The sequence below is a fragment of the Streptomyces achromogenes subsp. achromogenes genome (assembly GCF_000720835.1).
Taxonomy (GTDB): Bacteria; Actinomycetota; Actinomycetes; order Streptomycetales; family Streptomycetaceae; genus Streptomyces; species Streptomyces achromogenes.
The window spans coordinates 39,522-63,993 of record NZ_JODT01000040.1; the positions used below are offsets into that span (position 1 = coordinate 39,522).

26 protein-coding genes, 1 tRNA gene and 1 other RNA gene are annotated in these 24,472 nt (G+C 72.5%); 22 read left to right on the top strand and 6 right to left on the bottom strand.

Annotated features, from left to right (window positions below; translation table 11 throughout):
- Window positions 1-45: 45 nt before the first annotated feature.
- The 3 genes from IH25_RS0131660 to IH25_RS0131670 form a co-directional block, all read right to left on the bottom strand.
- Window positions 46-741 carry an HdeD family acid-resistance protein gene (locus IH25_RS0131660; RefSeq protein WP_030618530.1) on the bottom strand — a complete coding sequence of 232 codons (696 nt, stop codon included), beginning with the start codon at window positions 739-741 and terminating at the stop codon, window positions 46-48.
- Window positions 742-860: 119 nt separating this feature from the next.
- The gene (locus IH25_RS0131665) at window positions 861-1,454 is read right to left on the bottom strand and encodes an HhH-GPD-type base excision DNA repair protein (protein WP_030618533.1); all 594 of its coding nucleotides are present in this window, start codon (window positions 1,452-1,454) and stop codon (window positions 861-863) included.
- A 37-nt stretch (window positions 1,455-1,491) separates the two neighbouring features.
- Entirely contained in the window at window positions 1,492-2,235 is a 744-nt protein-coding gene (locus tag IH25_RS0131670) for a siderophore-interacting protein (RefSeq protein WP_030618536.1), read from the bottom strand.
- 81 nt (window positions 2,236-2,316) lie between these two features.
- Here IH25_RS0131670 and IH25_RS38015 point away from each other — a divergent pair, with 81 nt between their 5' ends.
- From IH25_RS38015 to IH25_RS0131690, 4 genes are all read left to right on the top strand, one after another.
- Window positions 2,317-5,055: a GNAT family N-acetyltransferase gene (locus IH25_RS38015; protein WP_037656007.1), complete on the top strand. Its 2,739-nt coding sequence runs from the start codon at window positions 2,317-2,319 to the stop codon at window positions 5,053-5,055.
- The gene (locus tag IH25_RS0131680; RefSeq protein WP_030618543.1) at window positions 5,052-5,528 is read left to right on the top strand and encodes a cupin domain-containing protein; all 477 of its coding nucleotides are present in this window, start codon (window positions 5,052-5,054) and stop codon (window positions 5,526-5,528) included. Before IH25_RS38015 ends, IH25_RS0131680 begins: the two co-directional genes overlap by 4 nt.
- Window positions 5,525-6,304 carry an SDR family NAD(P)-dependent oxidoreductase gene (locus IH25_RS0131685; protein WP_030618546.1) on the top strand — a complete coding sequence of 260 codons (780 nt, stop codon included), beginning with the start codon at window positions 5,525-5,527 and terminating at the stop codon, window positions 6,302-6,304. The genes IH25_RS0131680 and IH25_RS0131685 overlap by 4 nt, the downstream gene beginning before the upstream one ends.
- 82 nt (window positions 6,305-6,386) lie before the next feature.
- Window positions 6,387-8,129: a copper resistance CopC/CopD family protein gene (locus tag IH25_RS0131690; RefSeq protein WP_394298456.1), complete on the top strand. Its 1,743-nt coding sequence runs from the start codon at window positions 6,387-6,389 to the stop codon at window positions 8,127-8,129.
- Window positions 8,130-8,422: 293 nt separating this feature from the next.
- Here the strand turns inward: IH25_RS0131690 and IH25_RS0131695 are convergent, their stop codons facing one another.
- Together IH25_RS0131695 and IH25_RS0131700 are read right to left on the bottom strand one after the other, a co-directional pair.
- The gene (locus tag IH25_RS0131695) at window positions 8,423-9,229 is read right to left on the bottom strand and encodes a protein phosphatase 2C domain-containing protein (RefSeq protein ID WP_030618550.1); all 807 of its coding nucleotides are present in this window, start codon (window positions 9,227-9,229) and stop codon (window positions 8,423-8,425) included.
- 4 nt (window positions 9,230-9,233) lie between these two features.
- On the bottom strand, window positions 9,234-10,079 hold the full coding sequence (locus tag IH25_RS0131700) for a sigma factor-like helix-turn-helix DNA-binding protein (protein WP_030618553.1): 846 nt from the start codon (window positions 10,077-10,079) through the stop codon (window positions 9,234-9,236).
- Between the two features lie 486 nt (window positions 10,080-10,565).
- Between IH25_RS0131700 and IH25_RS0131705 the strand changes: the two genes are divergently transcribed.
- From IH25_RS0131705 to IH25_RS0131780, 16 genes are all read left to right on the top strand, one after another.
- The gene (locus IH25_RS0131705; RefSeq protein ID WP_030618557.1) at window positions 10,566-10,832 is read left to right on the top strand and encodes a DUF6284 family protein; all 267 of its coding nucleotides are present in this window, start codon (window positions 10,566-10,568) and stop codon (window positions 10,830-10,832) included.
- Entirely contained in the window at window positions 10,829-11,611 is a 783-nt protein-coding gene (locus tag IH25_RS0131710; RefSeq protein ID WP_030618560.1) for an NUDIX domain-containing protein, read from the top strand. The genes IH25_RS0131705 and IH25_RS0131710 overlap by 4 nt, the downstream gene beginning before the upstream one ends.
- Entirely contained in the window at window positions 11,608-12,054 is a 447-nt protein-coding gene (locus IH25_RS0131715; protein WP_030618562.1) for a Pycsar system effector family protein, read from the top strand. Before IH25_RS0131710 ends, IH25_RS0131715 begins: the two co-directional genes overlap by 4 nt.
- On the top strand, window positions 12,051-12,338 hold the full coding sequence (locus IH25_RS0131720) for a hypothetical protein (protein WP_030618564.1): 288 nt from the start codon (window positions 12,051-12,053) through the stop codon (window positions 12,336-12,338). The genes IH25_RS0131715 and IH25_RS0131720 overlap by 4 nt, the downstream gene beginning before the upstream one ends.
- Window positions 12,335-13,477, top strand: coding sequence for a hypothetical protein (locus tag IH25_RS0131725; protein ID WP_030618567.1), 1,143 nt, complete (start codon window positions 12,335-12,337; stop codon window positions 13,475-13,477). Before IH25_RS0131720 ends, IH25_RS0131725 begins: the two co-directional genes overlap by 4 nt.
- The gene (locus IH25_RS0131730; protein ID WP_030618570.1) at window positions 13,477-13,824 is read left to right on the top strand and encodes an RRQRL motif-containing zinc-binding protein; all 348 of its coding nucleotides are present in this window, start codon (window positions 13,477-13,479) and stop codon (window positions 13,822-13,824) included. The genes IH25_RS0131725 and IH25_RS0131730 overlap by 1 nt, the downstream gene beginning before the upstream one ends.
- A 2-nt stretch (window positions 13,825-13,826) precedes the next feature.
- Window positions 13,827-14,144, top strand: coding sequence for a hypothetical protein (locus IH25_RS0131735; RefSeq protein WP_030618573.1), 318 nt, complete (start codon window positions 13,827-13,829; stop codon window positions 14,142-14,144).
- Window positions 14,141-14,317, top strand: a complete 177-nt coding sequence (locus IH25_RS0131740) for a hypothetical protein (RefSeq protein WP_030618577.1) — start codon at window positions 14,141-14,143, stop codon at window positions 14,315-14,317. The genes IH25_RS0131735 and IH25_RS0131740 overlap by 4 nt, the downstream gene beginning before the upstream one ends.
- 147 nt (window positions 14,318-14,464) lie before the next feature.
- On the top strand, window positions 14,465-16,615 hold the full coding sequence (locus IH25_RS0131745) for an FtsK/SpoIIIE domain-containing protein (RefSeq protein WP_030618581.1): 2,151 nt from the start codon (window positions 14,465-14,467) through the stop codon (window positions 16,613-16,615).
- A gap of 204 nt (window positions 16,616-16,819) precedes the next feature.
- Window positions 16,820-17,299: a hypothetical protein gene (locus IH25_RS0131750; RefSeq protein WP_030618583.1), complete on the top strand. Its 480-nt coding sequence runs from the start codon at window positions 16,820-16,822 to the stop codon at window positions 17,297-17,299.
- Window positions 17,300-17,565: 266 nt separating this feature from the next.
- On the top strand, window positions 17,566-18,267 hold the full coding sequence (locus IH25_RS0131755) for a class I SAM-dependent methyltransferase (RefSeq protein ID WP_030618586.1): 702 nt from the start codon (window positions 17,566-17,568) through the stop codon (window positions 18,265-18,267).
- Complete coding sequence (locus IH25_RS0131760) at window positions 18,264-19,172, top strand: bifunctional DNA primase/polymerase (protein WP_030618591.1); 909 nt, start codon at window positions 18,264-18,266, stop codon at window positions 19,170-19,172. Before IH25_RS0131755 ends, IH25_RS0131760 begins: the two co-directional genes overlap by 4 nt.
- On the top strand, window positions 19,169-19,528 hold the full coding sequence (locus IH25_RS0131765) for a hypothetical protein (RefSeq protein ID WP_030618594.1): 360 nt from the start codon (window positions 19,169-19,171) through the stop codon (window positions 19,526-19,528). Before IH25_RS0131760 ends, IH25_RS0131765 begins: the two co-directional genes overlap by 4 nt.
- Window positions 19,525-20,670 (top strand): DUF3631 domain-containing protein, encoded by a 1,146-nt coding sequence (locus IH25_RS0131770; RefSeq protein WP_030618597.1) that lies wholly within the window; start codon window positions 19,525-19,527, stop codon window positions 20,668-20,670. The genes IH25_RS0131765 and IH25_RS0131770 overlap by 4 nt, the downstream gene beginning before the upstream one ends.
- 193 nt (window positions 20,671-20,863) lie before the next feature.
- Entirely contained in the window at window positions 20,864-21,082 is a 219-nt protein-coding gene (locus tag IH25_RS0131775; RefSeq protein WP_030618600.1) for an excisionase family DNA-binding protein, read from the top strand.
- Between the two features lie 78 nt (window positions 21,083-21,160).
- On the top strand, window positions 21,161-22,444 hold the full coding sequence (locus tag IH25_RS0131780; RefSeq protein WP_030618603.1) for a tyrosine-type recombinase/integrase: 1,284 nt from the start codon (window positions 21,161-21,163) through the stop codon (window positions 22,442-22,444).
- 62 nt (window positions 22,445-22,506) lie between these two features.
- Here the strand turns inward: IH25_RS0131780 and IH25_RS0131785 are convergent.
- Window positions 22,507-22,594, bottom strand: a tRNA-Ser gene (locus tag IH25_RS0131785).
- Between the two features lie 119 nt (window positions 22,595-22,713).
- Here IH25_RS0131785 and ffs point away from each other — a divergent pair.
- Window positions 22,714-22,812, top strand: an RNA gene (ffs, locus tag IH25_RS38860) — signal recognition particle sRNA small type.
- 67 nt (window positions 22,813-22,879) lie between these two features.
- The coding region (locus tag IH25_RS0131790; RefSeq protein WP_037656008.1) for a DNA polymerase III subunit gamma and tau at window positions 22,880-24,472 on the top strand (1,593 nt) is incomplete at its 3' end.

Consider the following 24,472-nt stretch of genomic DNA (forward strand, 5'->3'; position numbering starts at 1 on the left):
GGCCGGGGGCCGGGGGCCGGGCCGGTGGACCGGGAGGCCCGGGGTTCACAGCGTCCGCGGCACCCGGCGGGCCCGGCCGCGCATGCGCAGCGCGGTGAGGATCTCCCCGACGCCCACCGCGACCAGCCAGATCCCGCCGACGAGGGTGAGCACCGCGACCGACTCCAGCGGCGAGTCGATGAGCACGACGCCGGCGGCGAAGGTGAGGATCCCGAGGAAGATCTGCCAGCCCCGGGCGGGCATCCGGGGATCGTGCACGGCGGCCAGGAACTGGGTGATCCCCCGGAACAGCCAGCCGATGCCGATCCACAGGGCGAGCAGCAGCAGCGACCGCGTGGGCCCGCGGAAGCAGAGCAGGCCGAGCAGGATCGACAGCGCGCCGCTGATGAAGGCCAGCACCCGCAGCGAGGTCGCCTGGTGGGTGCCGAAGGCGGAGACCAGCTGGAAGACCCCGGTGTAGAGCAGGTACAGGCCGAAGAGGACGCCGACGGCGAGCAGGGAGGCGCCCGGCCAGACCAGCACCAGGACGCCGAGCACCAGGGAGCCGATCCCGGTGAGCAGGACGGTCTGCCAGGCGGCCCGGGCCAGGGTGTGCAGCGGGCCCTCGAAGGGCGGTTCCGGTTCCGGGTGGCCGCGGGCCGGTTCCGCCGCCGGGTGCCCCCGGGCCGGGTCCGCCGCGTGGACGTGCCGGTCGTCGTACTCACGGTCCCCGGCGGGGCCGCCGCTCGGTGCCTCGGTCATGCTTCATGCTCGGAGCGGGAGGGGCGTCGCGGCCACCGGGGGTGGGCCGAACGGGGGAAGCGGCCCCGCTGCTTCTTCTTCCGCTCCTTCTGCCTCTTCTGCTCCTTCTTCTTCCTCTACTACTTCTTGGCCGCCTTGGCCGCCTTGGCCGCCGCCTTCATCTCCTGCTTGTGGGCGCGCACCTTGGCCAGCGACTCCGGGCCGGTGATGTCGGCGACGGAGCGGTAGGAGCCGGGTTCGCCGTAGGCGCCGGCCGCCTCCCGCCAGCCCTCCGGCGCGACCCCGAGCCGCTTGCCGAGCAGGGCCAGGAAGATCTGCGCCTTCTGCTTGCCGAACCCCGGCAGCTCCTCCAGCCGGCGCAGCAGCTCCCGCCCGCTGCCGGCGTCCCGCCAGACCGCCTCCGCGTCCCCGTCGTAGTGCTCGACGAGGTACTGGCACAGCTGCTGGATGCGCTTGGCCATCGAGCCCGGGTAGCGGTGCACCGCGGGCTTGCCGGAGAGCAGCGCGGCGAAGGCCTCCGGGTCCATCGCGGCGATCTCGTGGGCGTCCAGGTCCTCGGTGCCGAGCCGGTCGGCGATGGTCCGGGGGCCCTTGAACGCTAACTCCATCGGGATCTGCTGGTCCAGCAGCATTCCGGTCAGCGCGGCGAGCGGGGAGCGCCCGAGCAGCGCGTCGGCCGCGGGGTCCTGGGCGAGGTGCAGGGTGACGTCCATGCGTCGATGATCCCGCGCCGCCGCGCGCCCCGCCCGCTCAGTCCGCTCCCCGGGGCGCGGGCTGGGCGCGCCAGTAGCCGAGCGCGTGCACCCGCTGCCTGGGCACGCCCAGTTCCTTGCGCACGTAGGCCGCGAGGGTGCGGGTGGTCGCGGTGTCGCAGGCGATCCAGACGTACGGGTGCGGGGTGCCGGCGAGGACGGCGGGCAGTTCGGCGCGGACCCGTTCCACCAGGTGGGCGCCCGCGTCCCGGCGGGGTACCGGGCGGATCTCGTGCCGACCGGGCTCGGTCCGGCAGGGCAGCCCCGCCGGGTCGCCCTCGAACCAGACGGTCGCCGGGGCCGTACCCAGGGCGTCCAGGAGGGAGTTGACGGCGGGCAGCGAGGCCGCATCGCCGATCGCGACGAGGTGGGACGGGGCGGGGTCGGGGTGCTGGAAGCCGGTGCCCTGGACGGTGGCCTCGACGGTGTCGCCGGGGCGCGCGGCCCGCGCCCAGTCGGAGGCCACGCCCTCGTGCAGGGCGAACTCCAGGCCGAAGGTGCCGGTGGCCGGGTCGGGGTCGACCAGGGTGTAGGCCCGCTGGTGCGGCCGGCCCTGGTCGGAGAACCACAGCCGGACCCACATCGTCGGGTGGACGCCGGTCGCGGCGAGCAGTCCGCCGTCGCTCAGCCGCAGCCGCCGGTAGTGAGGGGTCACGTCCTCGGTCCCGAGGACGGTCAGTACGAAGTCCTTGGCGCGCATCAGCCGTAGCACCGCGCCTTCCCAGCCCCGCCCCTGTCCCATGCCCCCTCCATCGTTCGCGTACGATTCCGCCACAGAAAATACTTAGGCAAGGCTAACCTAAAATCTCCTAGGGGGTCCCTCGTGGCCATCGAGATCCACCGCGACGCCTGGGGCGTCCCCCACCTGCGCGCGTCCGACGTCCGCGAACTCGCCCGCGCCCAGGGCCTGGTCACCGCGTACGACCGGGCCTGGCAGCTGGAGGTGGAGCGGCACCGGGCGCAGGGCACCTCCGCGTCCTTCCTCGGCGCCGACGCCCTGTCCTGGGATGTCTTCGCCCGCCGGGCCCGGCTGGCGGACACCGCCCGGCGCTGCTTCGCCGCGCTGGAGCGCCGGGACGCCGAGACGGCGGACTGGATACGGGCGTACGTCGCCGGCGTCAACGAGGGCCTGGCCGAAGGCGCCCGCCGCGCCCCCGAGTTCGACCGCACCGGGCTGGCCCCGGGCCGCTGGCGGCCCTGGACGCCCCTCGCGGTCTGGCTCGGCACGCACATCCTGTTCGCCGGGTTCCCCGCCAAGCTCTGGCGGGAGCAGGCGATACGGCACCTCGGTCCGGAGGCCGTCGGCCTGTTCGCCACCGACGGGACGGATACGGCGGGCAGCAACGGCTGGCTGGTCACCGGCGAACGCACCGCCACCGGGCGGGCGCTGCTCGCCGGCGACCCGCACCGGTTCATCGAGGACCCCGGTGTCTACCAGCAGATCCGCCTGGCCTGCCCCGAGTTCGACGTCGTCGGCCTCGCCGTGCCCGGCGTGCCCGGCATCCCGCACTTCGGCCACACCGGCACGGTCGCCTGGGCGATCACCAACGCCATGGCCGACTACCAGGACCTCTACCGCGAACGGCTCCGCCGCACCGGCGCGGGCATCGAGGCCCTCGGCCCGGACGGCACCTGGCAACGCGTCACCCGCCACACGGAGACCGTCCGCATCGCGTCCGAACCACCGCTGGGGATAGAGCTGATCGAGACGCCCCGGGGGCCGGTGATAGCCGGGGGGCCGGAGGGCCTGGACGCGATCACCGCACCGGGTGAGGAGCCGCCGTGCGAACCCGCGGCCGACGGCGAGACCGAGGCGCTCGCCCTGCGCTACCCGCCCCGCGTCACCGAGGACCTCGGCTTCAGCGCCCTCCTCCCCCTCCTGCGCGCCCGCACCGTCGCCGACGTCGACCGCGCCCTGGACGCCTGGACCGAGCCGGTCAACGTCGTCCAAGCCGCCGACACCGCCGGCGGCACCCTGCACCGCGTCGCCGGAAAGGTCCCCCTGCGCGCCGAGGCCAACCGCCTCCACCCGGTACCGGCCTGGCTCCCCGGCCACGACTGGCACGGCACGCACGAGACGCCGTACGCCGACCCGCCCACCACCGACGGCCTCGCGGTGATGGCCAACGCCCGCGGTCTCGCCGCCCCCCTCGGCATCGAGTTCGCCCCGCCCCACCGCGCCGCCCGGATCGGCGCCCTGCTCGACACCCGCCGTACCTGGACGGCCGACGACATGGCCGCCATCCACACTGACACCCACCTGGGCTCCGCCGCCCCGCTGCTGGAGCGCCTCACCGCCCTCACCGGCCTCGGCCCCGCCGCCGCGGCCCTCCGCGACCGCCTGCTCGACTGGGACCGCCGGATGGACGCGGACAGCACCGACGCGGCGGCGTTCGCGGCGCTGCGCCACGCGGTCGTACGCCGGCTCGCCGCGCACCCGGTCCTCGCCCCGCTCGCCGAGCCCCCGGCCTACCCGGAGGTCCTGCTGCCCTGGCTGGCCCTCGTACCCCGCGTCGGCCTCGCCCTCGAACACCTCCTGGACGCCAAGGAGCTGTACGACATCGACCGCACGGCCGCCGTCCGCGACGCCCTGGAGGAGGTCGCCGCCGCACCGCCGGCCCGCCCCTGGTCCGCCACCCACCGGCTGGCCCCCTGGCGGGCGCTGCCCGGGCAGCCGGCCGGCTACGGCGCCGAACCCGGTCTCGGCGGCGACCACGACTGCGTGCTGTGCACCTCGGCCGTCCCCGGCGTCACCGACCGCGCCGCCCGCGGTCCGGCCGCCCGCTACGTCTGGGACCTGGCCGACCGGGAGGGCAGCCGCTGGGTGGTGCCCTTCGGCGCCGACGGCGTCCCCGGCAGCCCCCACCACCACGACCAGCTCCCCCTGTGGCTCCGGGGCGAACTCGCCCCGGTGGTCACCGACTGGGCCCGGCTCACCCCCGAGCGGACCCTCCCCGACACCCCGAGGAACCCGATGACCGACCTGCACGTCCAGCACATCGACGGCTTCGGCACCGTCCGTATCCGTCCCGTCGACCCGGAGGGCGACGCGGAGCTGATCCACTCGTGGGTCAGCGACGAACGCGCCGTGTTCTGGGGCATGAACGGCCTCACCAGAGACCGGGTCGCCGAGATATACGCCCACCTGGCCACCCTCGACACCCACCACGCCCATCTGGTCACCAAGGACGGCGAACCGGCCGCGCTCCTCCAGACCTACGAGCCGTCCGCCGACCGGGTCGGCGAGTGCTACGACGTCCGCCCCGGCGACCTCGGCGTCCACCTCCTCCTCGCCCCCGCCGGCCCCGACGGTCCGCACCCCGGCTGGACGTCCGGACTGGTCGAGGCGATGACCACGTACGTGCTGCGGGTCCTGGACCGGCCGCGGATCGTCATCGACCCGGATGTGCGCAACACCAAGGCGATCGCCCGCTTCGAACGCCAGGGCTTCACCCGCGGCCCGGCCGTCGTCCTGCCCGAGGTCGACCTGCCCGAGGTGTACCTGCCCGAGAAGCACGCCCAACTCGCCTTCCTGGAGCGGGCGGTAGCCTTCCCCGGGTGACGACGCCCGAAGAGCTGACCGCCCGCTACGGCCTCGAACCCCTGCCCCGCGAAGGCGGCCTGTTCCGGCGCACCTGGGCCGGGCCCGAGCGCCCGGACGGCCGCCCCGAGGGGTCGGCCATCGTGGCCCTGCTCACCGCCGACGACTACTCCGCCCTGCACCGGCTGCCCTTCGACGAGGTCTGGCACTTCTACCTGGGCGACCCCCTCCACCTGCTCCTCCTCGCCCCGGACGGCACGACCCGGCACCCCGTCCTGGGTCCGGACCCCGGCGCCGGTCAGCACCTCCAGCTGACCGTGCCGGCCCGCACCTGGATGGGGGCGAGGGTGGTGGCGGGCGGCGCGTGGACGTTCTTCGGCTGCACGATGGCCCCCGGATTCACCTACGCGGACTACGAACACGGAAACCCGGCCGACCTCACGGCGCGTTACCCGGATGAGGCACCCCTGATCACGGAACTGTGCCGCCCATGACCCCGCCTGCTCCCACCCGCCTGCTCGACGGACAGACCGCGCTGGTGACCGGCGCGGGCGGCGGCATCGGCCGCGCCATCGCCCTGCGCTTCGCGGAACACGGCGCGGCGGTCGCCGTGCACTGCCGTACGGCGCTCACCGCCGCCACCGAGGTGGCCGACCGCATCCGGGCGGCGGGCGGCAGGGCGGTCGTGCTCCAGGCCGACCTGACGGACGAGACCGCCTGCCGCCGCCTGGTCGAGGAGACGACGGCCTGGTCGGACGGGCACCTGACCGCGCTCGTCAACAACGCGGCCGTCCAGCCCGTCCAGCCGCTCCCGGAGCTGACGGCCGAGGACTGGCGCACGGTCGTCGACACCAACCTCACCAGCGTCTTCGCCTGCACCCAGGCCGCCGCCGCCCCTATGCGCGCCCACGGCGGCGGCACCATCACCCACATCGCCTCGATCGAGGCCGCCCACCCGGCCCCCGGCCACGCCCACTACGGCGCGGCGAAGGCGGCGGTGGTCATGCACGCCCGCGCGGCGGCCCTGGAGTACGGTCCCGACGGTATCCGCGTCAACACGGTCTCGCCCGGGTTGATCGACCGGCCGGGGCTGACCGAGTCGTGGCCGGACGGCGTACGCCGCTGGCTCGCCGCGGCACCGGCCGGACGTCTGGGCCGCCCCGAGGACGTGGCCGACGCCTGCGCCTTCCTCGCCTCCCCGCTGGCCTCGTGGATCACCGGTCACGACCTGGTGGTGGACGGCGGGGTGACGTCCCGCCCGACCTGGTGAGCACACCGGCCGTCCCCTCCGTACGTATCCCGGGGCCCTGTCAGCGGGCACGGGCCCACGAGGGGACGGACGGAGGCCGAGGGTGGGGCGCGGCACAGAGGCGACACCACGACGACACGCCCACCGGGCCCGCCTCTTCCGCGGCCTGCTGTACCCCGTCCTCCTGCTCGGTCTGCTCCTGGCCGCGGCCGGCCCCGCCTCCGCGCACGCCGTGCTGCGGGCGGCGGACCCCGCCGACGGGACCGTCCTGCGGACCGCGCCCCGCTACATGACCCTGCGCTTCAGCGAGTCGGTCGGGCTGCCGGCCGGCTCCTTCCGGGTCTACGACCCCGGCAACCACCGCGTCCGCACCACCCCCGCCGACCACGCCCCCGGCCACTCCGACACCGTCCGGGTCGCCCTGCCCGCCCGCCTCGCCCCGGGCACGTACACCGTCGCCTGGCGGGTGGTGTCGGCCGACAGCCACCCGGTGTCCGGCGCCCTCACCTTCTCGGTGGGCGAGCGCACGGCGGCCCCGCCCGCCCCGCCCCCGGCACCGGCGGAGGACCCGGCCACCACCGCCCTGCACACGCTCGCGCGCCACCTCGCCTACCTCTCCCTGGCCCTGCTCCTGGGCACCGCCGCGTTCGTGGCGTACTGCCGCCCGCCCACGGCCGCCCGCCTGCGCGCCCCCGCCCTGGCCGCCGCCGGCACGCTGCTCGCCGCCACGGCCGCCGACTACCTCCTGCGGGCGCCGTACGAGCAGGGCACCTCCCCGGCGACCGCCCTCACCGCCTCCGCCCTCGCTCACACGGCGACGACCCGCCCCGGCCTGCTGCTCCTGGCCCGCACCGGGCTGCTGCTCCTGGTGGCGGCCGGCGCGGCCCTGCTGCGCCGGCGCCGCGTCCGCCTCCCGCGCCGTACCACCCTGGCGGCGGGCGCGGTCCTCGCCGTCGGCCTGTCCCTGACCTGGCCGGCCTCCGGCCACGCGGCGGCAGGCATCCAGGTCCCGCTGGCGCTCGTCTCGGCCACCCTGCACCTGCTGGCGATGGCGGTCTGGCTGGGCGGTCTGGCCGCGCTGCTGTGGACCCTGCGGCACCTCCCGGCACCGGACGGCCTGCCCGCTTCCGTCCCGGCCCGCTTCTCCCGGCTGGCGACCGCCTCGGTGACGGTCCTGGTGCTGACCGGCACCTACCAATCCTGGCGCGGCCTCGGCTCCTGGCAGGCACTGACCGGCACCACGTACGGGCGGATCCTGCTGGCCAAACTGGCGGCGGTCGCCGCCCTGCTCCTCGCGGCGGCCTGCTCCCGCAGCTGGACCACCCGCCTGACCAAGGAGCCCACCGCCACCCCCCACCCGCGCGCCCTGCGCCGCTCGGTCCTCGCGGAGGCGGCCGTGGCCACCGTCGTCCTGGCCCTGACCACCCTGCTGACCGGCACCGTCCCCGGCCGCGCGGCGACGGAGCCCGCCCAGGCCGCCGCCTCCCCGGCGACGGGCATCCCCACCGCCTCGGTCACCACGCTCCCCTTCGACACCGGCACCCCCGGCGGGCACGGCAAGGTCCAGATCACCCTGGACCCCGGCCGGGTGGGCGCGAACTCCGTGCAGGCGGTGGTCTACGGCCCCGACGGCGGCCTCTCCGCGGTTCCGGAACTCCGCGTCACCCTCACGCTCCCGGCCCGGCGCGTGGGCCCCCTGGACACCCGCGTCACGGACCGCGGCGGCTACTGGGCCACCGACGCCTTCACTCTCCCCCTTCCCGGCACCTGGACCCTGAAGGCGACGGTCCGCGTCTCGGAGCTGGACCAGGTGACGGTGTCGGCGCCGGTGCGGGTGGGGCGGTGAGGATCTCCTGGCGCCCGGGGCACCGCACGCCGAAGGGCCCCACCGCAAGCGGTGGGGCCCTTCGACAACGTGCCCGGTGAGGCACTGGCGGAGGATACGAGATTCGAACTCGTGAGGGGTTGCCCCCAACACGCTTTCCAACTGTGCGTCTGGCGGTACGGGGGCGTCCGTAGCGGTTCAAACGGCTGGTCGGACGGGGTGTGCGTACGACGATGAACGGTGGCGTTCGTTGGCGAACTGGACAAGGACCAGGACAACGAACGGCGTTGCCCACCCGTGCCGACCAGCAGTGATCACCATTGGCAGAACACTGCGGTGGCGTCGTCCCCCGACTTGTAGCGTGGCCAGCGCCGCCCGGTCGGGTCTGTCGCTTCAACCTTCCGGACGGTGTCGATCAACTCCCGTGGGCCCCCCTTCCGCAACATCGCGAACACTTCGGACCACGTCGCCATGGCGTACTCGGTGACGAGGCGTGAGACGCCATCGGACAAGACCGCTGCGGCTCGTACGTCCTCCACGGAGGAGCCACCTACCAGCGCGTGTTCTGCCGCTTCTGGGCTGGCGGCTGCCACCCAGTACCCAGAGGGTGTGTTGCGGATCTGCCGCTGTGCAGTCACGAAGCGTTGCAGTGCTGCCTGGTGCTCGACCGTGTGCGTCTCGTGCTGCTCCACCTCCGCTCGTAGCTCGGGGAGAACCTCGTCCACGCGGAGATCGGTGAGCACTGTGAGCCCACCGTGCCGTTCGAGCACGATGGGAGAGTCCGCTAGAACCAGGTGGTCTAGGGTCTCGTCCCGTTGTCGAAGAACTGCAACGGTGGCGGATGGCGTTCCTGGGTTGCCGAGGTCACATTCGGGGTGGAGCGCCGCCACCTGTTCGAGAGCGCTCGCGAGGCCATCTGTGAGTGAGCGGTCCGGGTCGGCGAGGGTGGCCACCAACCGGCTCCCGAGCTGAGCGACGTACCACGGCACGCCGTGGCGGCATCCGGTGTCCAGACCTGCGGTGCTGAGTCCATCCAGCACGATGGCAAGAGACGGGGTGCCGGCTGCCCAGTCTTCATTCGGAGCGGCTCCACCAGGTTGGGTGTCGATTGCGACGCGCATGTCCCTAACCTTCGTGTCGGTACAGCGGGGTGACGCGTCGACTTTCCAGCACTTCGAGCGTCTTCGGGTCGTAGCGACAAGAGATCAGGGTGGAGAAGCGACGAGTGCGTACCTCGCGGTAGATCTCTGCCAAGTTGTTCTCCAGGAAGTGGACGACGCCGTTTGCGCCGATGGCGTGGATGCCGGCGATGTAGAGGAACGTCCCCTTGCCGTCCAGGCGGGGGAGCCGCCCCAGGTAGCCGACGTCGCCGGCTGAGCCGTCTTCGTCTTCGGGTGACCTGTACTCCTTGCCAGCTACCTGGTCCACAAGGTGCCACGCCCTGTCTTTGGCAAACCGCAGGTTGTCGTCACCTTCCAGGACCTGCGCCAGGATCGGGGACAATCGCGGGCCGCAGATGACGACATGGTTGTCCCGGTTCAGGTTGACGATGCCGGTCGGCGGAATCACCTCGTACTGCGTGTCCAGCTTCATGCCACCAAGCAATTTGCGCAGGTGTTCGAAGTTGGAGAGGTCTTCCCGGGTGACTACCTCACTGGGGTGCTGGTCGGGTCCCTTGCCTGCTTCGTACTTGCCGCCCAGTGACACGGTCACCAGGTCCGTACCGAAGAAAGCGCGCTCCGGGGGCGGGCCGGCGGAAGCGAGCTGACCGACACGCCCGCGACTGACTCCGAGTCGCGTCGCGATCTCGGCTTGGGTCATCCCGGATGCCTGGGCCTCTTCGATGGCCTCCCGACGGATGCGGGACAGCTCGTTCACGTGGCTCTGATACCGCGCCATCAGGGCGATTGCGGATTTCGCGCGGTCGACGGGGTCCGTGATCCCCGCGACCTTCTCCATCTCGTTCTGCATGCCTCTCCCAACCGTGCCTAGGGGGTCTAGCCGACTCTATCGCGAGAGGGGGTTGCGCGGGGGTCCGGGTTTGCCTACCGTACCTATCAAGCGAGACGGCAACCCCCCCTAAGCAGAGTGGTTGAAGTCTTCCGTAACTGCTTTGACCTGCACGAATGGCCTGGGACCGCCCGCCAGGAAGGCGGCAGATACCTGCCGCACGCCACGGGCCCCGCGCTGATGTTCTTTGACAACTCCATAGGTGGGCCCCGTCTCCCCGAGTCGAAAAGACGGACCGCGCGGCGCTCGGCCGCGCATCGACCTTTCCGCAGCTCGTCTGCTGCGGTCGGTTGCCTCCCTCGCCCGTCCGGTCACGCACTCGGTGCGTCGGTCGTACGGGCGGGGCGTGGGGAGCCGGATCTACCGACTTCAACGGCGCGCGGCTCCCGGGTGGCACCCCGGGAGCCGCTGTTCGGGCCGTTCACCCTTGGAGAGGAACCACGACCCATGGACCTCATCGTCCCACTTCAGGACGCTGTTACCGCGTTCGCGGACTGGATCGAACCCACCAGCGCGGAGCTGGACGCGATCGAGCGGGAGATGCCGCTGATCCTGGCGGATGTCGACCTGCTTGACGCGCAGATCATCACCCTGGACCGCATCCCCAGCGAGCTGGACGAGCGCCGGATGCGTCGGGCCCGCCGCCGGGTGCTGGCCGAGCGGACCGCGCTCGCCAACCGCACCGTCACGGTGCCGGCGGGGGGTGCCGCATGAGCACCACGCCCATCAGCAAGGTCATCCCCGCCGAACTGCGTAGCTGGTCGGTGCCCTGGCCCGAGTACGCGCCGGCCGACGTCACGCCCCCGGAGCTGCTGCCCGCCGCCCTGGCCCAGGAGGTCCCGACCTGGGCCGAAGGAGCCGCGACCCCGGCCGACGTCCACGACTGGCCCCAGCGTCAGGCTGACGCGCTCTTCCCGTTCGAGCTGGACGGCCGTGGCTGGCCGCTGCACCCGTTGGGCCGCACCGGTCGCACCGGCCGCAACTTGGGCAAGTGGGGCGAAAATTCGGCGGCCGACCCGATCGTGGTCGCGGGGGCCGGTGCCGACCGCCGTCTGCTGCTGATCACCCGGAGCGACATCGAGCAGGAGGCGATCCCGGGCGGGATGGTCGACGCCGGGGAGACCGCTCCGGACGCGCTGTGGCGGGAGCTGCTGGAGGAGACCGGCGTCGACCTGAGGAAGCAGACGCCGGTGATCCTCGGCCGGGACATCGTGGATGACTGGCGGCAGTCGGACCATGCCTGGGTGGCCTCCACCAGCGCGCTCTACCTGCTGCCCGCCACGGTGACCGCCGTCGGCGACGACGACGCCCTGGAAGCCACCTGGTGGCCGTTCGGCAGCCTGGACCAGCTCGAAACCGCAATCGCCGGAGCCGGACGCACTCTGTATGCCGCCCACCGGCCCCTGCTGCGCCGCGCGCTGCGGGTGCTGGCCGCACTGGACGCTCCCGCCACCAGCACGCCGGTGACGAGCCTGCTCGGGGGTGCGGCATGAGCGCCACGATGGGACGGGATCTGAGGGCCGCGCACGCCGAGGTGAAGGCGGAGATCGCGCGGACGGACGGTAAGACCAGCCTTCTGCTGGCGTTCGTCGGCGCCGTCCTGGCGGGCGCCTGGAGCGTCGGCCACGACATCGCCCTGGGCTGGCCCGCCCGCATCACCGGCGGCGCCGGGATGGCGGTCCTGCTCGCGGCGGCCGGGCTGCTGCTGCGCTCGGTCCGCCCGGCCCTCGGCGGGCACGGCTTCCCGCTGTGGGCCACCCTGACCCCCGACGAGATCACCGCCGCCGTCTCGCGGGACCTGGCCGCCGACATCGCCGGCCTGTCCCGTCTGGCTGTCAGCAAGTTCTCCTGCCTGCGCCGGGCGGTCGACCTCACGCTGGCCGGCGGCGCCCTGCTCGTCATCTCCGCCCTGCTCACGGTCGGGGGTGCGGCATGAGCGAACCGCCTGTCGTCCGTGTCGGCTCCCTCCCGGCGCCGGCCGTGGCGCTGCTGCGCGCGGTCCGTGACGCGCTGGCCCTTCCGCTGCCGGGTTTGAGCGATGCCGACGAGCGCGCCTACCACGTGCTCATGCACGACCGGGCCAGCAAGGCGCGGATCATCCTGGAGTGCGTCCTGACCGACGGCCACGACCTGGGGCCTGCGGCCGAGACGCTGAACACCTGGACGGCCGAACTCCCAGTCACCTACGCCCCCTGGACCGATGACAGGGGGGCGGTATGACCCGCGAGCTGACCCGTGCCCAGAAGGTGGTTCTCGGGGCCGCGTTCGTCATCATGGCCGCTGTCGGCGGATTCGGCGGCTACGGCACGTTCTCCAACATCGGCCATGCCTACGGCACCGGCACCGCGCTCGGTGCGGTGGCCGCCGGTGAGGGCGCCACGGCCGTTCTCGGGCTGGTCCTGCTCGGGCTGACCATGCTGGGGCAGTCCTCACCCCGGATGGTCCGCCTCGGGCTGTGGGCGCTGCCGGCCGCCGCATCGGTGATGGCGGCGATGGCCGGCCCGGACGCCGGACGGACCGTGATCTACGCGGTGACCCCGATGGGCATGTGCGTCTCGGCGGAGGGGATGGCGTTTTTGGCCCGGCGGATCGTGGTGCACACCGACGGCCGCGACGCTGAGGCAGAGGCCCGCACGGCGGCAGTCGTGCGGCAGCTCGCCTATCACCGGGCCGTGGCCGCCAACCACCCCAGCAAGCGGCACCGCACGTGGTCGGACCGCCGATCGTGGAGCCTGGCCCGCAAGGTCGGCACCGGCGACCACACCCTGGGCGTGCGGCTGATCGACGTGCAGCGCGAGCGCATCACGTCCGGCGCGGACGCTGCGCTGGCGGAGATGTTCACCACCCCGATCGAACCGCCCGCACCGCCGACCACCACCCCGATCGACACCCCCGACGCAAACCAGGAGGAATCGACTCAGAGTGGGGTGTTTCAGTCGACGGCTGACGTGCCGGAATCGACCCCGGTCACGGTCGCGCTGACCCGGCTTCCGGTGCCCGATCCGGTGCCGGTCGATGCCGGGAAATCGACCCTCCCGCTCAAGCCCGTCCGCGCCCTGACCGCCCCGGTCGGATCGGCCCCGGTCACCCCGATCCGCAGCAAGCGGCCGGTCGCGGCGGAGTCGACCCGACCGCGCCGGACGACCTTCCGGGTACCGGAGTCGGCGAAGGCCCCGCGCGTGCGCCGCACGCCCGAACAGCTCCTGACCGAAGCGCTGGAGCTGACGGAGGGCTGGCCGCAGACGGACATCACGGCGGAGCGTCTGCGCCGGGAGATGCGGATCTCCCCGGAGCGGGCCCGCACGCTGCGCGATGTCCTGCTGGGCAAGCACGCGCCGGCTGAGGAAGCGAGCGCGTGATGGGGGCGCTGCCGGTGTTCCGGTGGCGCCTGGCCCCGGACGGCTACGCCACCCGACGGCAACTCCGCGCGCGGGGTCTGCGGCCGGGTGGTCAGGAGGTGGCGGCGCAGCTCGAACGGCCGCGCCGCCGCCGGGGCCCGCTGGTCGCCTACCTCTACCGCATTGACCTGGCCAAGCCCGTACGGCCCATGACGCCGGCGCGGTGGGCGGCACTGGCCAAGGCCAACCGCGCCCGCCGCATCTGCCCGCAGTGCGGCACCGACGCGGGCTACGTCATCCCCGCCGTGCTCGGCGCCTGCGTGCCCTGCGCCTTCCCCGAGCCGGCCGATTCCCCGAGGAGTACCTGAGCATGGGCAAGCCTGACACCCGTCGCCTGGACCGGGAGATCCAGCAGACGGAACGCAAGCTGAAGGCCGTCCGGGAGCGGGAGTTGTGGCCGCTGGACGGCCGCGAGCGCCGCGCGATCCTGGGCGCTGCGGTCGGTGGGGCGTACAGCCTGCACCGGGGCAACGGCACCGCCCGCGCCGACCGGCGGATGGACACCACGTGGGAGTCGGCCGAGACCCGCCTGAACGCGGAGATCGAGGCCCTGCGCACCGAGCGGCAGCGCGTGGTGAACGAGGCCGCCGCTGCGAAGGCGGCGAAGAAGTCGTCGGGGTGGTGGTGACCGTGGCCGCGCAGGAGACGCCTCCGGGTGAGTGCCCGCAGTGCTGGCAGCACGCCTACGACAAGTCCATCCACCGCCGCCTGGGTCCGCGTGAGGACTGCCCGGAGTGCGTGGACCACATGATCAACGGCTGCCCCTACCTGGTGCCGAAGAAGAAGTCCTTCTGGTGGTGACCGTGCCGTGCCGTACGCGCCACCGCGTACGGCACGGCCGCTCCCCCCACGCGGTGGTCCGGGGGTTCTCCGTTCGCGGATCGAGCCCCCGGCCGCTGCCCCCGCTTCCCGCCCCCGGGATCGACGGGGGCAGTCAGGAGACCACCGATGAGCGGCAACGTCGTTCACCTCTACAAGAGCCCCGACCCCGACCCCGATCCCTCGGGCGCCGGTCAGGGGCCGACTCTGACCATCGTCACCGACGACACCCCCACCGCCCCGATCGCGCCGGTGCTGCCGTTGTGGGTGCGCTCGGGCCGGGCCATCCGGCGCGCGGTCACGCACGAGCAGACCCGGACGGCCGCCCGCGCGATGGTCCGGCACTCCCTCTACGTGGTCGGCGGGGCCCGGATCGTGGCCCGCCGGGCGTGGGACGGGCGGACCGCCGCCCGCTACGAACGCATGCTCCGCGCGGCGGAAGCCGCGGGCAACATGGAGGCGGCTGCCGAGTGGGAGGAACGCGGGCAGCGCTTCCGTGAGGCACGCCACCGCCGCCGCATGGACCTGCTGCGCTCCCCGCAGGATGCCGCCAAGGGCGCGGCCGTCGGCGCGGGTATGGGCATCGGCGGTCTGGTCCTGCTCGGCATCGCCATGGCCGTCGCCACCAAGGACCCCGCCGATGTCGTGACCCCGCTGATGGCCGTCATCAAGTTCATCAACCTGATGATCACCATCGTGCGGGTGGTGTGGGGCCCGGCCCTGACGATCGGCCCGTTCCTGGCCCTGCTCGCCCTGTGGTCGGTCGGCGCCCACCAGAAGGCCGCACCCCAGTGGGCCCTGCCCGCAGGCGCCCGCACCGGCGGCGGGGAGCCGATCACGCCCTCCATCGTGGTGAAGGCCCTGCGGGACCTGGGCATCCCCGCCCTGCGCAAGGCCATCACGGAGATGGGCGACGCCGGCGCCGCCATGCTGTCCCCGATCGTGATCGCCGGATGCGGGGTGGAAGTCGATGTCACTCTCCCGTCCGGGGTGTCCACGGTGGAGGTCCAGGGCAGGCGGCGCAAGCTCGCCGAGAACTTGAGCAGGCACGAACACGAGGTGTTCATCACCATCCCCGAGGCGGCCCGCACCGTCAGGTTGTGGATCGCCGACTCCGGTGCGCTGGACGAGCCGATCGGCCCGTCCCCGCTGGTCACCGACGAGACCCTGACTGCCGACTACAAGAAGGGCCGCGCCCCCTGGGGCCAGGACCTGCGCGGCGACGCCGCCGTGCTGAGCCTGTATCAGCGGCACCTGCTCATCACGGGGCTGTCCAACCAGGGCAAGACGGCCGCTCTGCGCGCGCTGGCGCTGTGGGCGGCCCTGGACAAGACGGTTGAGTTCCGGATCGCCGACTTGAAGGGCGCCGGGGACTGGGCCATGTTCGAGGGGCTGGCCACCGTGCTCATCCAGGGGCCGGCCGACGAGCAGGTCATCCAGGCCACCGAGATGGTCGAGAGCCTGGTGGAGGAGATGAACCGCCGCATGGAGGCCCGCCGACGCGACCCGGGCACGGTGTTCGTGCCGCTGATCGGCATCGTGGACGAAGCCCAGGTGGCGTTCATGTGCCCGGTCAAGGACGAGGACGGCCGCCCCTACGGCGGCTCCAAGGCCACCTCCCGGTACTTCATGGCCGTCCGCAAGGTCCACAACCAGGGCCGCGCCGTGGACGTGCTGATGTGGGAGGGCACGCAGGACCCCACCGACCAGAACCTTCCCAAGCTGGTCCGTGAAGGCGCCCACACCCGCGCGTCCCTTGCCCTGGGCACCGAGTCGCAGGCCCGCATGGCGCTGGGTGACAAGGCCGTGGACGGCGGTGCCGCTCCGCACCTGCTGCGTCAGGGCCTGGACAAGGGAACGCTCGTCGTCGCCTCGGACGGGATCGAGATCCCGGCCGGGCAGGCGTCCATCACCGTGCGCACCCACTACATCGGCGACGACGACGCCCGCGCCATCGCCGACCGCGCCCGCGCCCTGCGCGACGGCGTCACCACCCTGCACGCCATCGCCCGTGACGACGGCGAGCGGGACCCGCTCACCGACATCGCCACCGTCCTCGGTGACGCGCCCCGCGTGCGGACCAAAGACGTCCTCGCGCGGCTCGCCCACCTGAACGCGGTCGCCTACAGCGAATGGTCGTTCATCGACCTCAAACGCGTCCTGGACGCCGCCGGCGCCGAGCCGTACAAGTCCGACGGCGTCATGGTCGTCTCTCGCGACCGCGTGACCCGCGCCCTCGCCGACCGCGACACCGGTGGTTCCGCTTCCGCCGAAGGATGACAGGGAGCCGACCCTCGACGGGGCAGGGAGGAAGGGAGAACTCCCTCACCCCCTCCCTGCCCCGCCTCCCTGGCCCTGACCAGCGCAAATGATCCATCAGGGAGGCAGGGAGGCACGCAGCTCACACCCCCGAAACCCCCCTCCACACGGCACCCCGAAGGGGGTGCCCGAACCTCCCTGACCGCACCCCGGAAGGGATTCCGCATGCACCCCAACACGCCCCCGCCGGCCACCGCGATGAGCGACGACGTCGCCGCCGCCGAAGCACGCCGGATCATCGCCGACGCCTACCGGCCCACGCCCACCGTGCCGACCGCGTACCGCGACGACACCCCGCTGCCCGCCTACGGCAGCACCCCTCCCGTCATCCAGTCCGGCCGCCCGCCGATGAGCCAGGGCGCCACCGACGCCAGCGCGCTCATGCTCGCCGGCGGCGCCACCACCGCCATGGTCGGCGGCACGGCGGCCGTGCTCATGTACGTCTCCCAGTTCGCCGACCCGGTCGCGTGCGGACTCGTCTTCGGCGCCCCCACCGCCCTCGTGCTCGCCCTCGCCCGGCTCGCCAAGCGCGCCCAGCCCGCCCCGGCCGTCCACCACCACTACGAGGGGCCCGTCTACCAGGACCACCGCAACGTCCACAGCACCACGCGCGGCGTGTGGGCCAAGACCACCAACGAGCAGTGACGGAAGGAATCCCGCACATGGACGACGAGACCTACTGCGACGGACTGCGCCGACTACGGATGCCCGGGACACGAGATCTGCGACCGCTGCACCGGTGACATCTGCAACGAGTGCGGCGGCTGCGACTGCCCCGTGTCGCCGTGCCCCGGCTACATCGCCCACTACACCGGCACCGACTTCTAGCAACGCCAAGGGCGGCCCCCGTCTCGCCAAAGTCCGGGGCCGCCCTTGCTCCACCCACCAACTCAATAGTGGAGGTCTCCAACATGACCCAACCCACCCCCATCCGGCGAGTGGCCCTCACACGGCCGTTGCGGGTGTTGGACACCTACTCGTGCATCGGCGGCGCCACGGCCGGGTACCGGCTGGCGTTCCCCGGCTGCCACATCACCGGCGTGGACATCCAGGACCAGCCTGACTACTGCGGTGACGCCTTCCACCAGGGCGACGCGATCGAGTTCATCCGCGCCTACGGCCACGAATTCGACTTCATCCACGCCTCCCCGCCGTGCCAGGGAGAGGGCGCCCCGACCAAGGGCACCAACGCCCGCCGCAACGCCGAGATGGCTGCGCTGGAGACGACGGGCCGGCCGTACGTGATGGAGAACGTGGCCGGCTCCGAGGTCCGCAAGGACATCCGCCTGTGCGGCGAGCAGTTCGGGCTGGCCGTGTTGATGCACCGCTACTTCGAACTCGGCGGCTGGACCACCGTCCAGCCCGCGCACCCCCGGCACCGGGGGCGGGTGCGTGGCTGGCGGCACGGCGTCTACCACGACGGGCCCTACGTCGCCGCCTACGGCAACGGCGGCGGCAAGGCCACCGTCGAAGAGATCCGCACCGCCAAGGGCATCGACTGGTCCACCGACCACCTTCGCCTCCGTGAGGCGCTGCCCCCGGCCTACACCGAATGGATCGGCCGCGCCTTCCTCGGCTCCCGGGCTGCGACGGGGCTGGGGGTGGCCGCGTGAACACCACTCTGCTGCTCTCCGCGTTGCAGGCCGTCGAACAGGGCTGGCACGTCTTCCCCCTTCGCCCCGGCAGCAAGCGGCCCGCCCTGCACGGTGAGCAGTCCTGCCCCCGCACCGGCCCCTGCTCGGACGGCCACCTGAAGTGGGAACAGCGCGCCACCACCGACCCCGACCGCATCCGCACCGCTTGGTCCCAAGCTCCGTACAACGTCGGCATCGCCACCGGCCCTTCCAACCTGGTGGTCATCGACCTGGACGTGCCCAAGAACAAGGGCAAGAACCAGGGCAGTTCGGACGCGCCTGACGGCGCGGCGACCTTCAAGGCGCTCTGCGAGCGCGCCGGGCATGCCGTCCCCGCCACCTACCGCACCCGGACCGCGAGCGGCGGGCGGCACCTGTATTTCACCGCCCCACCCGGACTGCATCTGACCAACACCGCCGGGACCATCGCCGAGCTGGTCGACACCCGGGCGTGGGGTGGGTACGTCGTCGCCGCCGGCAGCATCACCCCCGCCGGAACCTACGAGTCGCTGTGCGGCCTTCACACGGCCGTGCTGCCCGCGTGGCTGCACGCCGTTCTCCAGCCCGCACCCAAGCTGTCACAGGCGCCCGCAGCCGCCTCCCTGGGGCGGTCCAGCCGGTACGCGGATGTGGCGCTCGCCAACGAGACCCGGGCGGTCGCCACGGCCCCGGTCGGCGAACGCGAAGGGACCCTGTTCCGGGCCGCGCGCGCCCTGGGGCGCTTCGTCGCGTGGGGCGACCTCCCCCGGCATCTGGTTGAGCAGGCTCTTCAGGAGGCGGGGCAGGCGGCGGGGCTCACCGTGGCCGAGTGCCGCTCCACCCTCCGCAGCGCCCTGGACTGGTCCATCGCCCACAACCAGACCCGCAGGGGGGTGCCGGCATGAACACCCCCTCCCGCCCCCACCTGAAGAGCATCACCCCTACCCCGGACCAGCCGCCGGCCGCCGAACCGGCCGCGCCCCGGACGGCCGTGGGCGAGCCGAAAGGCGCCGCCCGCAAGGGCGTCCCTTCTGCTCTTCGTCCTGACCCGCACCCGGGCGACGACCGCTACCCCATCGCCTGGCTGGCCATCAGCAGCCCCCGCTACGGCCACATGCCCACCGCCACCTCCCGGTGCGAGTGCGGATGGGACCGCAGCGCCATCGGCCACGCCCAGGTACGCGCGCTGATCGAAGCCCACGCCGCGCACCGCACCACCTGCCCGCTCCGCAACCCCCGCGAAGGGAGGGCAGCCGCATGACCTCCACCACCGACGGGGCAACGCTGCTCGATGCGGTGGAAGCCTTCCACCGGCGCTTCAACGTGTTCCCCACCGAGGCCGCTTTCGTCGCGGTCACGCTGTGGGACGCGCATGCGCACCTGCTGGACTGCTTCGACTCCACCCCTCGGCTGGCGTTCCTGTCCCCGGAACCGGGGTCGGGCAAGACGAGGGCGCTGGAGATCGTGGAAACCTTGGTCCCACAGCCCATGACCGCCGTCAACGCCTCCGCTGCCGCCCTGTTCCGGTCGGTCTCGTCTGGCAACGGCAAACCGACGATCCTGTTCGATGAGATCGACACCGTCTTCGGGCCCAAGGCGGGGGACAACGAGGAGCTTCGCGGGTTCCTCAACGCCGGCCACCGCCGCACCGGGGTGACCTACCGGTGCATCGGCGACGGCGGGCAGCAGACCGTGCAGGCGTTCCCCTCGTACTGCGCAGTCGCGGTCGCCGGACTCGGCTCTCTGCCCGACACGATCCTGTCCCGCTCCGTCATCATCCGCATGCGGCGCCGGGCCAGGAACGAGAAGGTCCAATCGTTCCGGGCTCGCATCCACGAGGCCGAGGGGCACAAGCTCCGCGACAGGCTCGCCAGGTGGGCGGACCAAGTCCGGGAAGCCGTCATGGGAGCGTGGCCGGACATGCCGGACGGGGTGACCGACCGGCCGGCTGACGTGTGGGAACCGCTTATCGCGATCGCGGACGCCGCAGGTGGTGACTGGCCCGAACGGGCCCGTGCCGCCTGCGTGGAACTGGTCACCGCGTCCAAGGCCAACGACAAGGGCAGCCTTGGGGTCCGGCTTCTGACCGACCTACGTGATCAGGTCATGGTCGGCATTGACCGCCTGCCCACCGTCGCCATCCTCGACCGGCTCAACGCCTTGGACGATGCCCCCTGGGCAGACTTGCACGGCAAGCCGCTGGACAACCGGCGTCTGTCCAAGATGCTCGCCGAGTACATGACGGCCGACAACGAGCCGATCACCTCCCGCAACATCAAGACCGCCGGCAGTGTCCTCAAGGGTTACTACGCCGCCGATCTCGCCGACGCCTGGGCCCGCTACTGCCCCCCACCCCCGGAAAGTCCGCTACTTCCGCTACCCGGCGTGGAAAACGTGGCCTGACCAGCACTAACGCGGTAGCGGCAACCGTCGCCGGTTGCCGCTACCGCGCCGCTACCCATCCGCTACCGCTACCCCTTCCCGCTACCACGAACAGGCTCCTGACCTGCGCGGTAGCGGCGGTAGCGGAAGTAGCGGACCTCCAGAGGGGGCAAGCCCCTCGCCGCTCACCGTGAAGCGAAGGAGTGACACGCGCATGACCACGGCCCCATATGCAGACGCCGCCGACCCGTCCCTCGTACTGCTGACGGTCGAGGAAGCCGCACGTCGCCTCAGCGTCGGACGTACCACCTGCTTCGCGCTGGTCCGCTCCGGAGAGCTGGAGTCCGTGACGGTCGGCAGGCTCCGCAGGATCCCTGCGGACGCCATCCCCGCTTTCGCCAACAGCCTTCGCACCGTCCACCGGGCGGCTTGACCACATCGGGCGGCGGTCTACCGGGAGAGGGAGACCGCCGCCCGTGATTCCCCAGGACTGAACAACGGGAGCCTGCCTGTGGCAGAGGAGAACAAGCGCACCCGCCGCGCCAACGGCGAATCGGCGATCTACTTCGGAAAGGACGGACGCTGGCACGCCCGAGTGCCGATGGGCTACAAGGACGACGGGACGCCGTACCGCCGCCACCTCACCCGCCCCACGCGCAAGGAACTGGTCGAGGAAGTCCGCCGGCTGGAGAAGCAGCGGGACCAGGGCTCGGCACAGCAGCCTGGGAAGCCGTGGACGGTTGAGAAGTGGCTCCAGCACTGGGTTGAGAACATCGCCAAGCCCGTCGTCAGCGAGAACACCTACGACGGCTACGAGGTCGCGGTTCGCGTTCACCTCGTGCCCGGCATCGGGAAACACCGCCTTGACCGCCTGGAGCCCGAGCATCTGGAGAGCCTGTACCGCCGGATGCAGGCCAACGGGCAGCGCAAGGCCGGCACGGCCCACCAGGCGCACCGTACTGCCCGGACCGCTCTTGGCGAGGCCGTACGGCGCGGATACGCGGCGAAGAACGCCGCCGCTCTGGCCAAACCGCCCCGGATGGAAGAAGACGAAGTCGAGGTAGAGCCCTACTCACTGCACGAGATCAAGCGCCTGCTCATCGAAGCGAGACGGCACCGCAACAGCGCCCGGTGGATGTTGGCGCTCGCGCTCGGCCTGCGGCAGGGGGAGACGCTGGGCCTGCGCTGGTGCGACGTCGACCTGGAGAACGAGTACCTGAAGCTGCGCCGGAACCGTCTCCGCCCCAGGTACGAGCACGGCTGCGCGGAGACGGCACCGTGCGGTCGGAAAGCGGGGTACTGCCCGGACCGGGTGCAGGTCCGGCGCGAGACCAAGAACACGAAGTCGAGAGCGGGACGCCGCGTGGTACCTCTGCCGGGCCCTCTGGTCGTCATGCTGCGCTCGCACGCCGAGGAGCAAGCGCGTGAGCGCAAGGTCGCCGGTGATCTGTGGGTTGAGTCCGACTACGTGTTCACGAAGCCACTCGGCGGCCCGCTCAGCCCGAACACCGACTATCACGATTGGAAGCGGCTATTGCAGGCCGCGCAGGTTCGGAACGCCCGGCTTCATGATGCTCGGCACACGGCCGCCACCGTGCTCATGCTGCTCGGCGTACCGGATCGGGTCATCGATCTGATCATGGGATGGGAGCCGGGGACCTCCGCCCGCATGCGGGCGCGGTACCAGCATGTGCCGGACATCATGTTCAAGGAGGTCGCCGGAATGATCGCCGAGGCGATCTGGGGACCGATGCCGGCACCCCCTGTGGACAAAGACCAGGACAACGAGGTCTGAGGACAACGTCGAAGGGCCCCCTGTTTCCAGGGGGCCCTTCGACAACGTGCCCGGTGAGGCACTGGCGGAGGATACGAGATTCGAACTCGTGAGGGGTTGCCCCCAACACGCTTTCCAAGCGTGCGCCCTAGGCCTCTAGGCGAATCCTCCGCCGAGAACATTACATGACCGAGGGGAGTGCTCGCGAACCCGTTCCCGCAGGCCGTCACCGGGAGCGGAGGGCGGGGGGACCGGGTTCGGTCCGGGGGCCGCCATCGGGTACTGTGGGGCACAGCCCCTCACGCGGCGCTATCTGACTGAACTCCCCCAGGGCCGGAAGGCAGCAAGGGTAGGTCGGCTCTGGCGGGTGCGTGGGGGGCGCTCGCGTTCCCGGGCGCGGGGCCCCGGATCCGCGGGCGGGGCCCGTTGTCAGTGCGCCCCATTAACCTCGTATGCGTGTCGTCTCTCGCGCTGTACCGCCGCTACCGCCCGGAGACCTTTGCGGAGGTCATCGGGCAGGAGCATGTCACCGACCCGCTGCAGCAGGCGCTGCGGAACAACCGGGTCAATCACGCGTACCTGTTCAGCGGCCCCCGCGGATGCGGCAAGACGACCAGCGCGCGCATCCTCGCCCGCTGTCTGAACTGTGAGCAAGGTCCCACGCCGACCCCCTGCGGGGAGTGCCAGTCGTGCCGCGACCTCGCCCGGAACGGACCGGGGTCCATCGACGTCATCGAGATCGACGCGGCCTCCCACGGTGGTGTGGACGACGCCCGTGAACTGCGCGAGAAGGCCTTCTTCGGCCCCGCGAGCAGCCGCTACAAGATCTACATCATCGACGAGGCCCACATGGTCACGTCGGCCGGCTTCAACGCGCTGCTGAAGGTCGTCGAGGAGCCGCCGGAGCACCTGAAGTTCATCTTCGCGACCACCGAGCCCGAGAAGGTCATCGGCACCATCCGGTCGCGGACCCACCACTACCCGTTCCGGCTGGTCCCCCCGGGCACCCTGCGCGAGTACCTCGGCGAGGTGTGCCAGAAGGAGGACATCCCGGTCGAGGACGGCGTGCTGCCGCTCGTCGTGCGCGCCGGCGCCGGTTCCGTGCGTGACTCCATGTCCGTCATGGACCAGCTCCTCGCCGGAGCCGGCGAGGACGGTGTGACGTATGCCATGGCGACCTCCCTCCTCGGGTACACCGACGGCTCCCTGCTCGACTCCGTCGTGGAGGCCTTCGCCACCGGTGACGGGGCCGCCGCCTTCGAGGTCGTGGACCGGGTCATCGAGGGCGGCAACGACCCGCGCCGCTTCGTCGCCGACCTGCTGGAGCGGCTGCGTGACCTGGTGATCCTCGCCGCCGTGCCGGACGCCGTGGAGAAGGGGCTCCTGGACGCCCCGGCCGACGTGCTGGAACGGATGCAGGCCCAGGCCGAGACGTTCGGCGCCGCCGAGCTCAGCCGCGCCGCCGACCTGGTCAACGAGGGCCTGACCGAGATGCGCGGCGCCACCTCGCCCCGCCTCCAGCTGGAACTGATCTGCGCCCGCGTCCTGCTCCCCGCCGCCTACGGCGACGAGCGGTCCGTCATGGCCCGCCTCGACCGCCTGGAGCGCGGCATCGGCTTCTCGGGCGGCGGCGGCACGCCCCCCATGGGCTACGTCCCCGGCCCCGAGGCCCACGGCGGCGCCGCCGTGGCGGGGGTCGGCATGGGCGCGGCTGCGGGTGCCGGTGCGTTGTCCGTGCCGCCCGGTGGGGGGCCCGCCGCGGCCCGCGCGGCTGTCCGGGCCGCGGGTGGTGCCGGTGGTCAGGGCGACACCGCTGGTGCCGGTGGTCCCGGCGTTCCCGCTGTTCCTGGCGTTCCCGCCGGTGCGGGTGTGCCTGCGGGGCCTGGCGGTCCCGTCGAGACTGCCACCCCTGCCACCCCTGCCGCAGCGGCGCCTGCGCCCGCCCCGGCCCCCGCCGCCCCGGGAGCTCCTGCCCCGGCGGCTACGGCGGCTCCGGCACCCGCGGCTCAGCCCCCGGCCACCCCCGCCCCCCCCCCCCGCGCCTGGGCC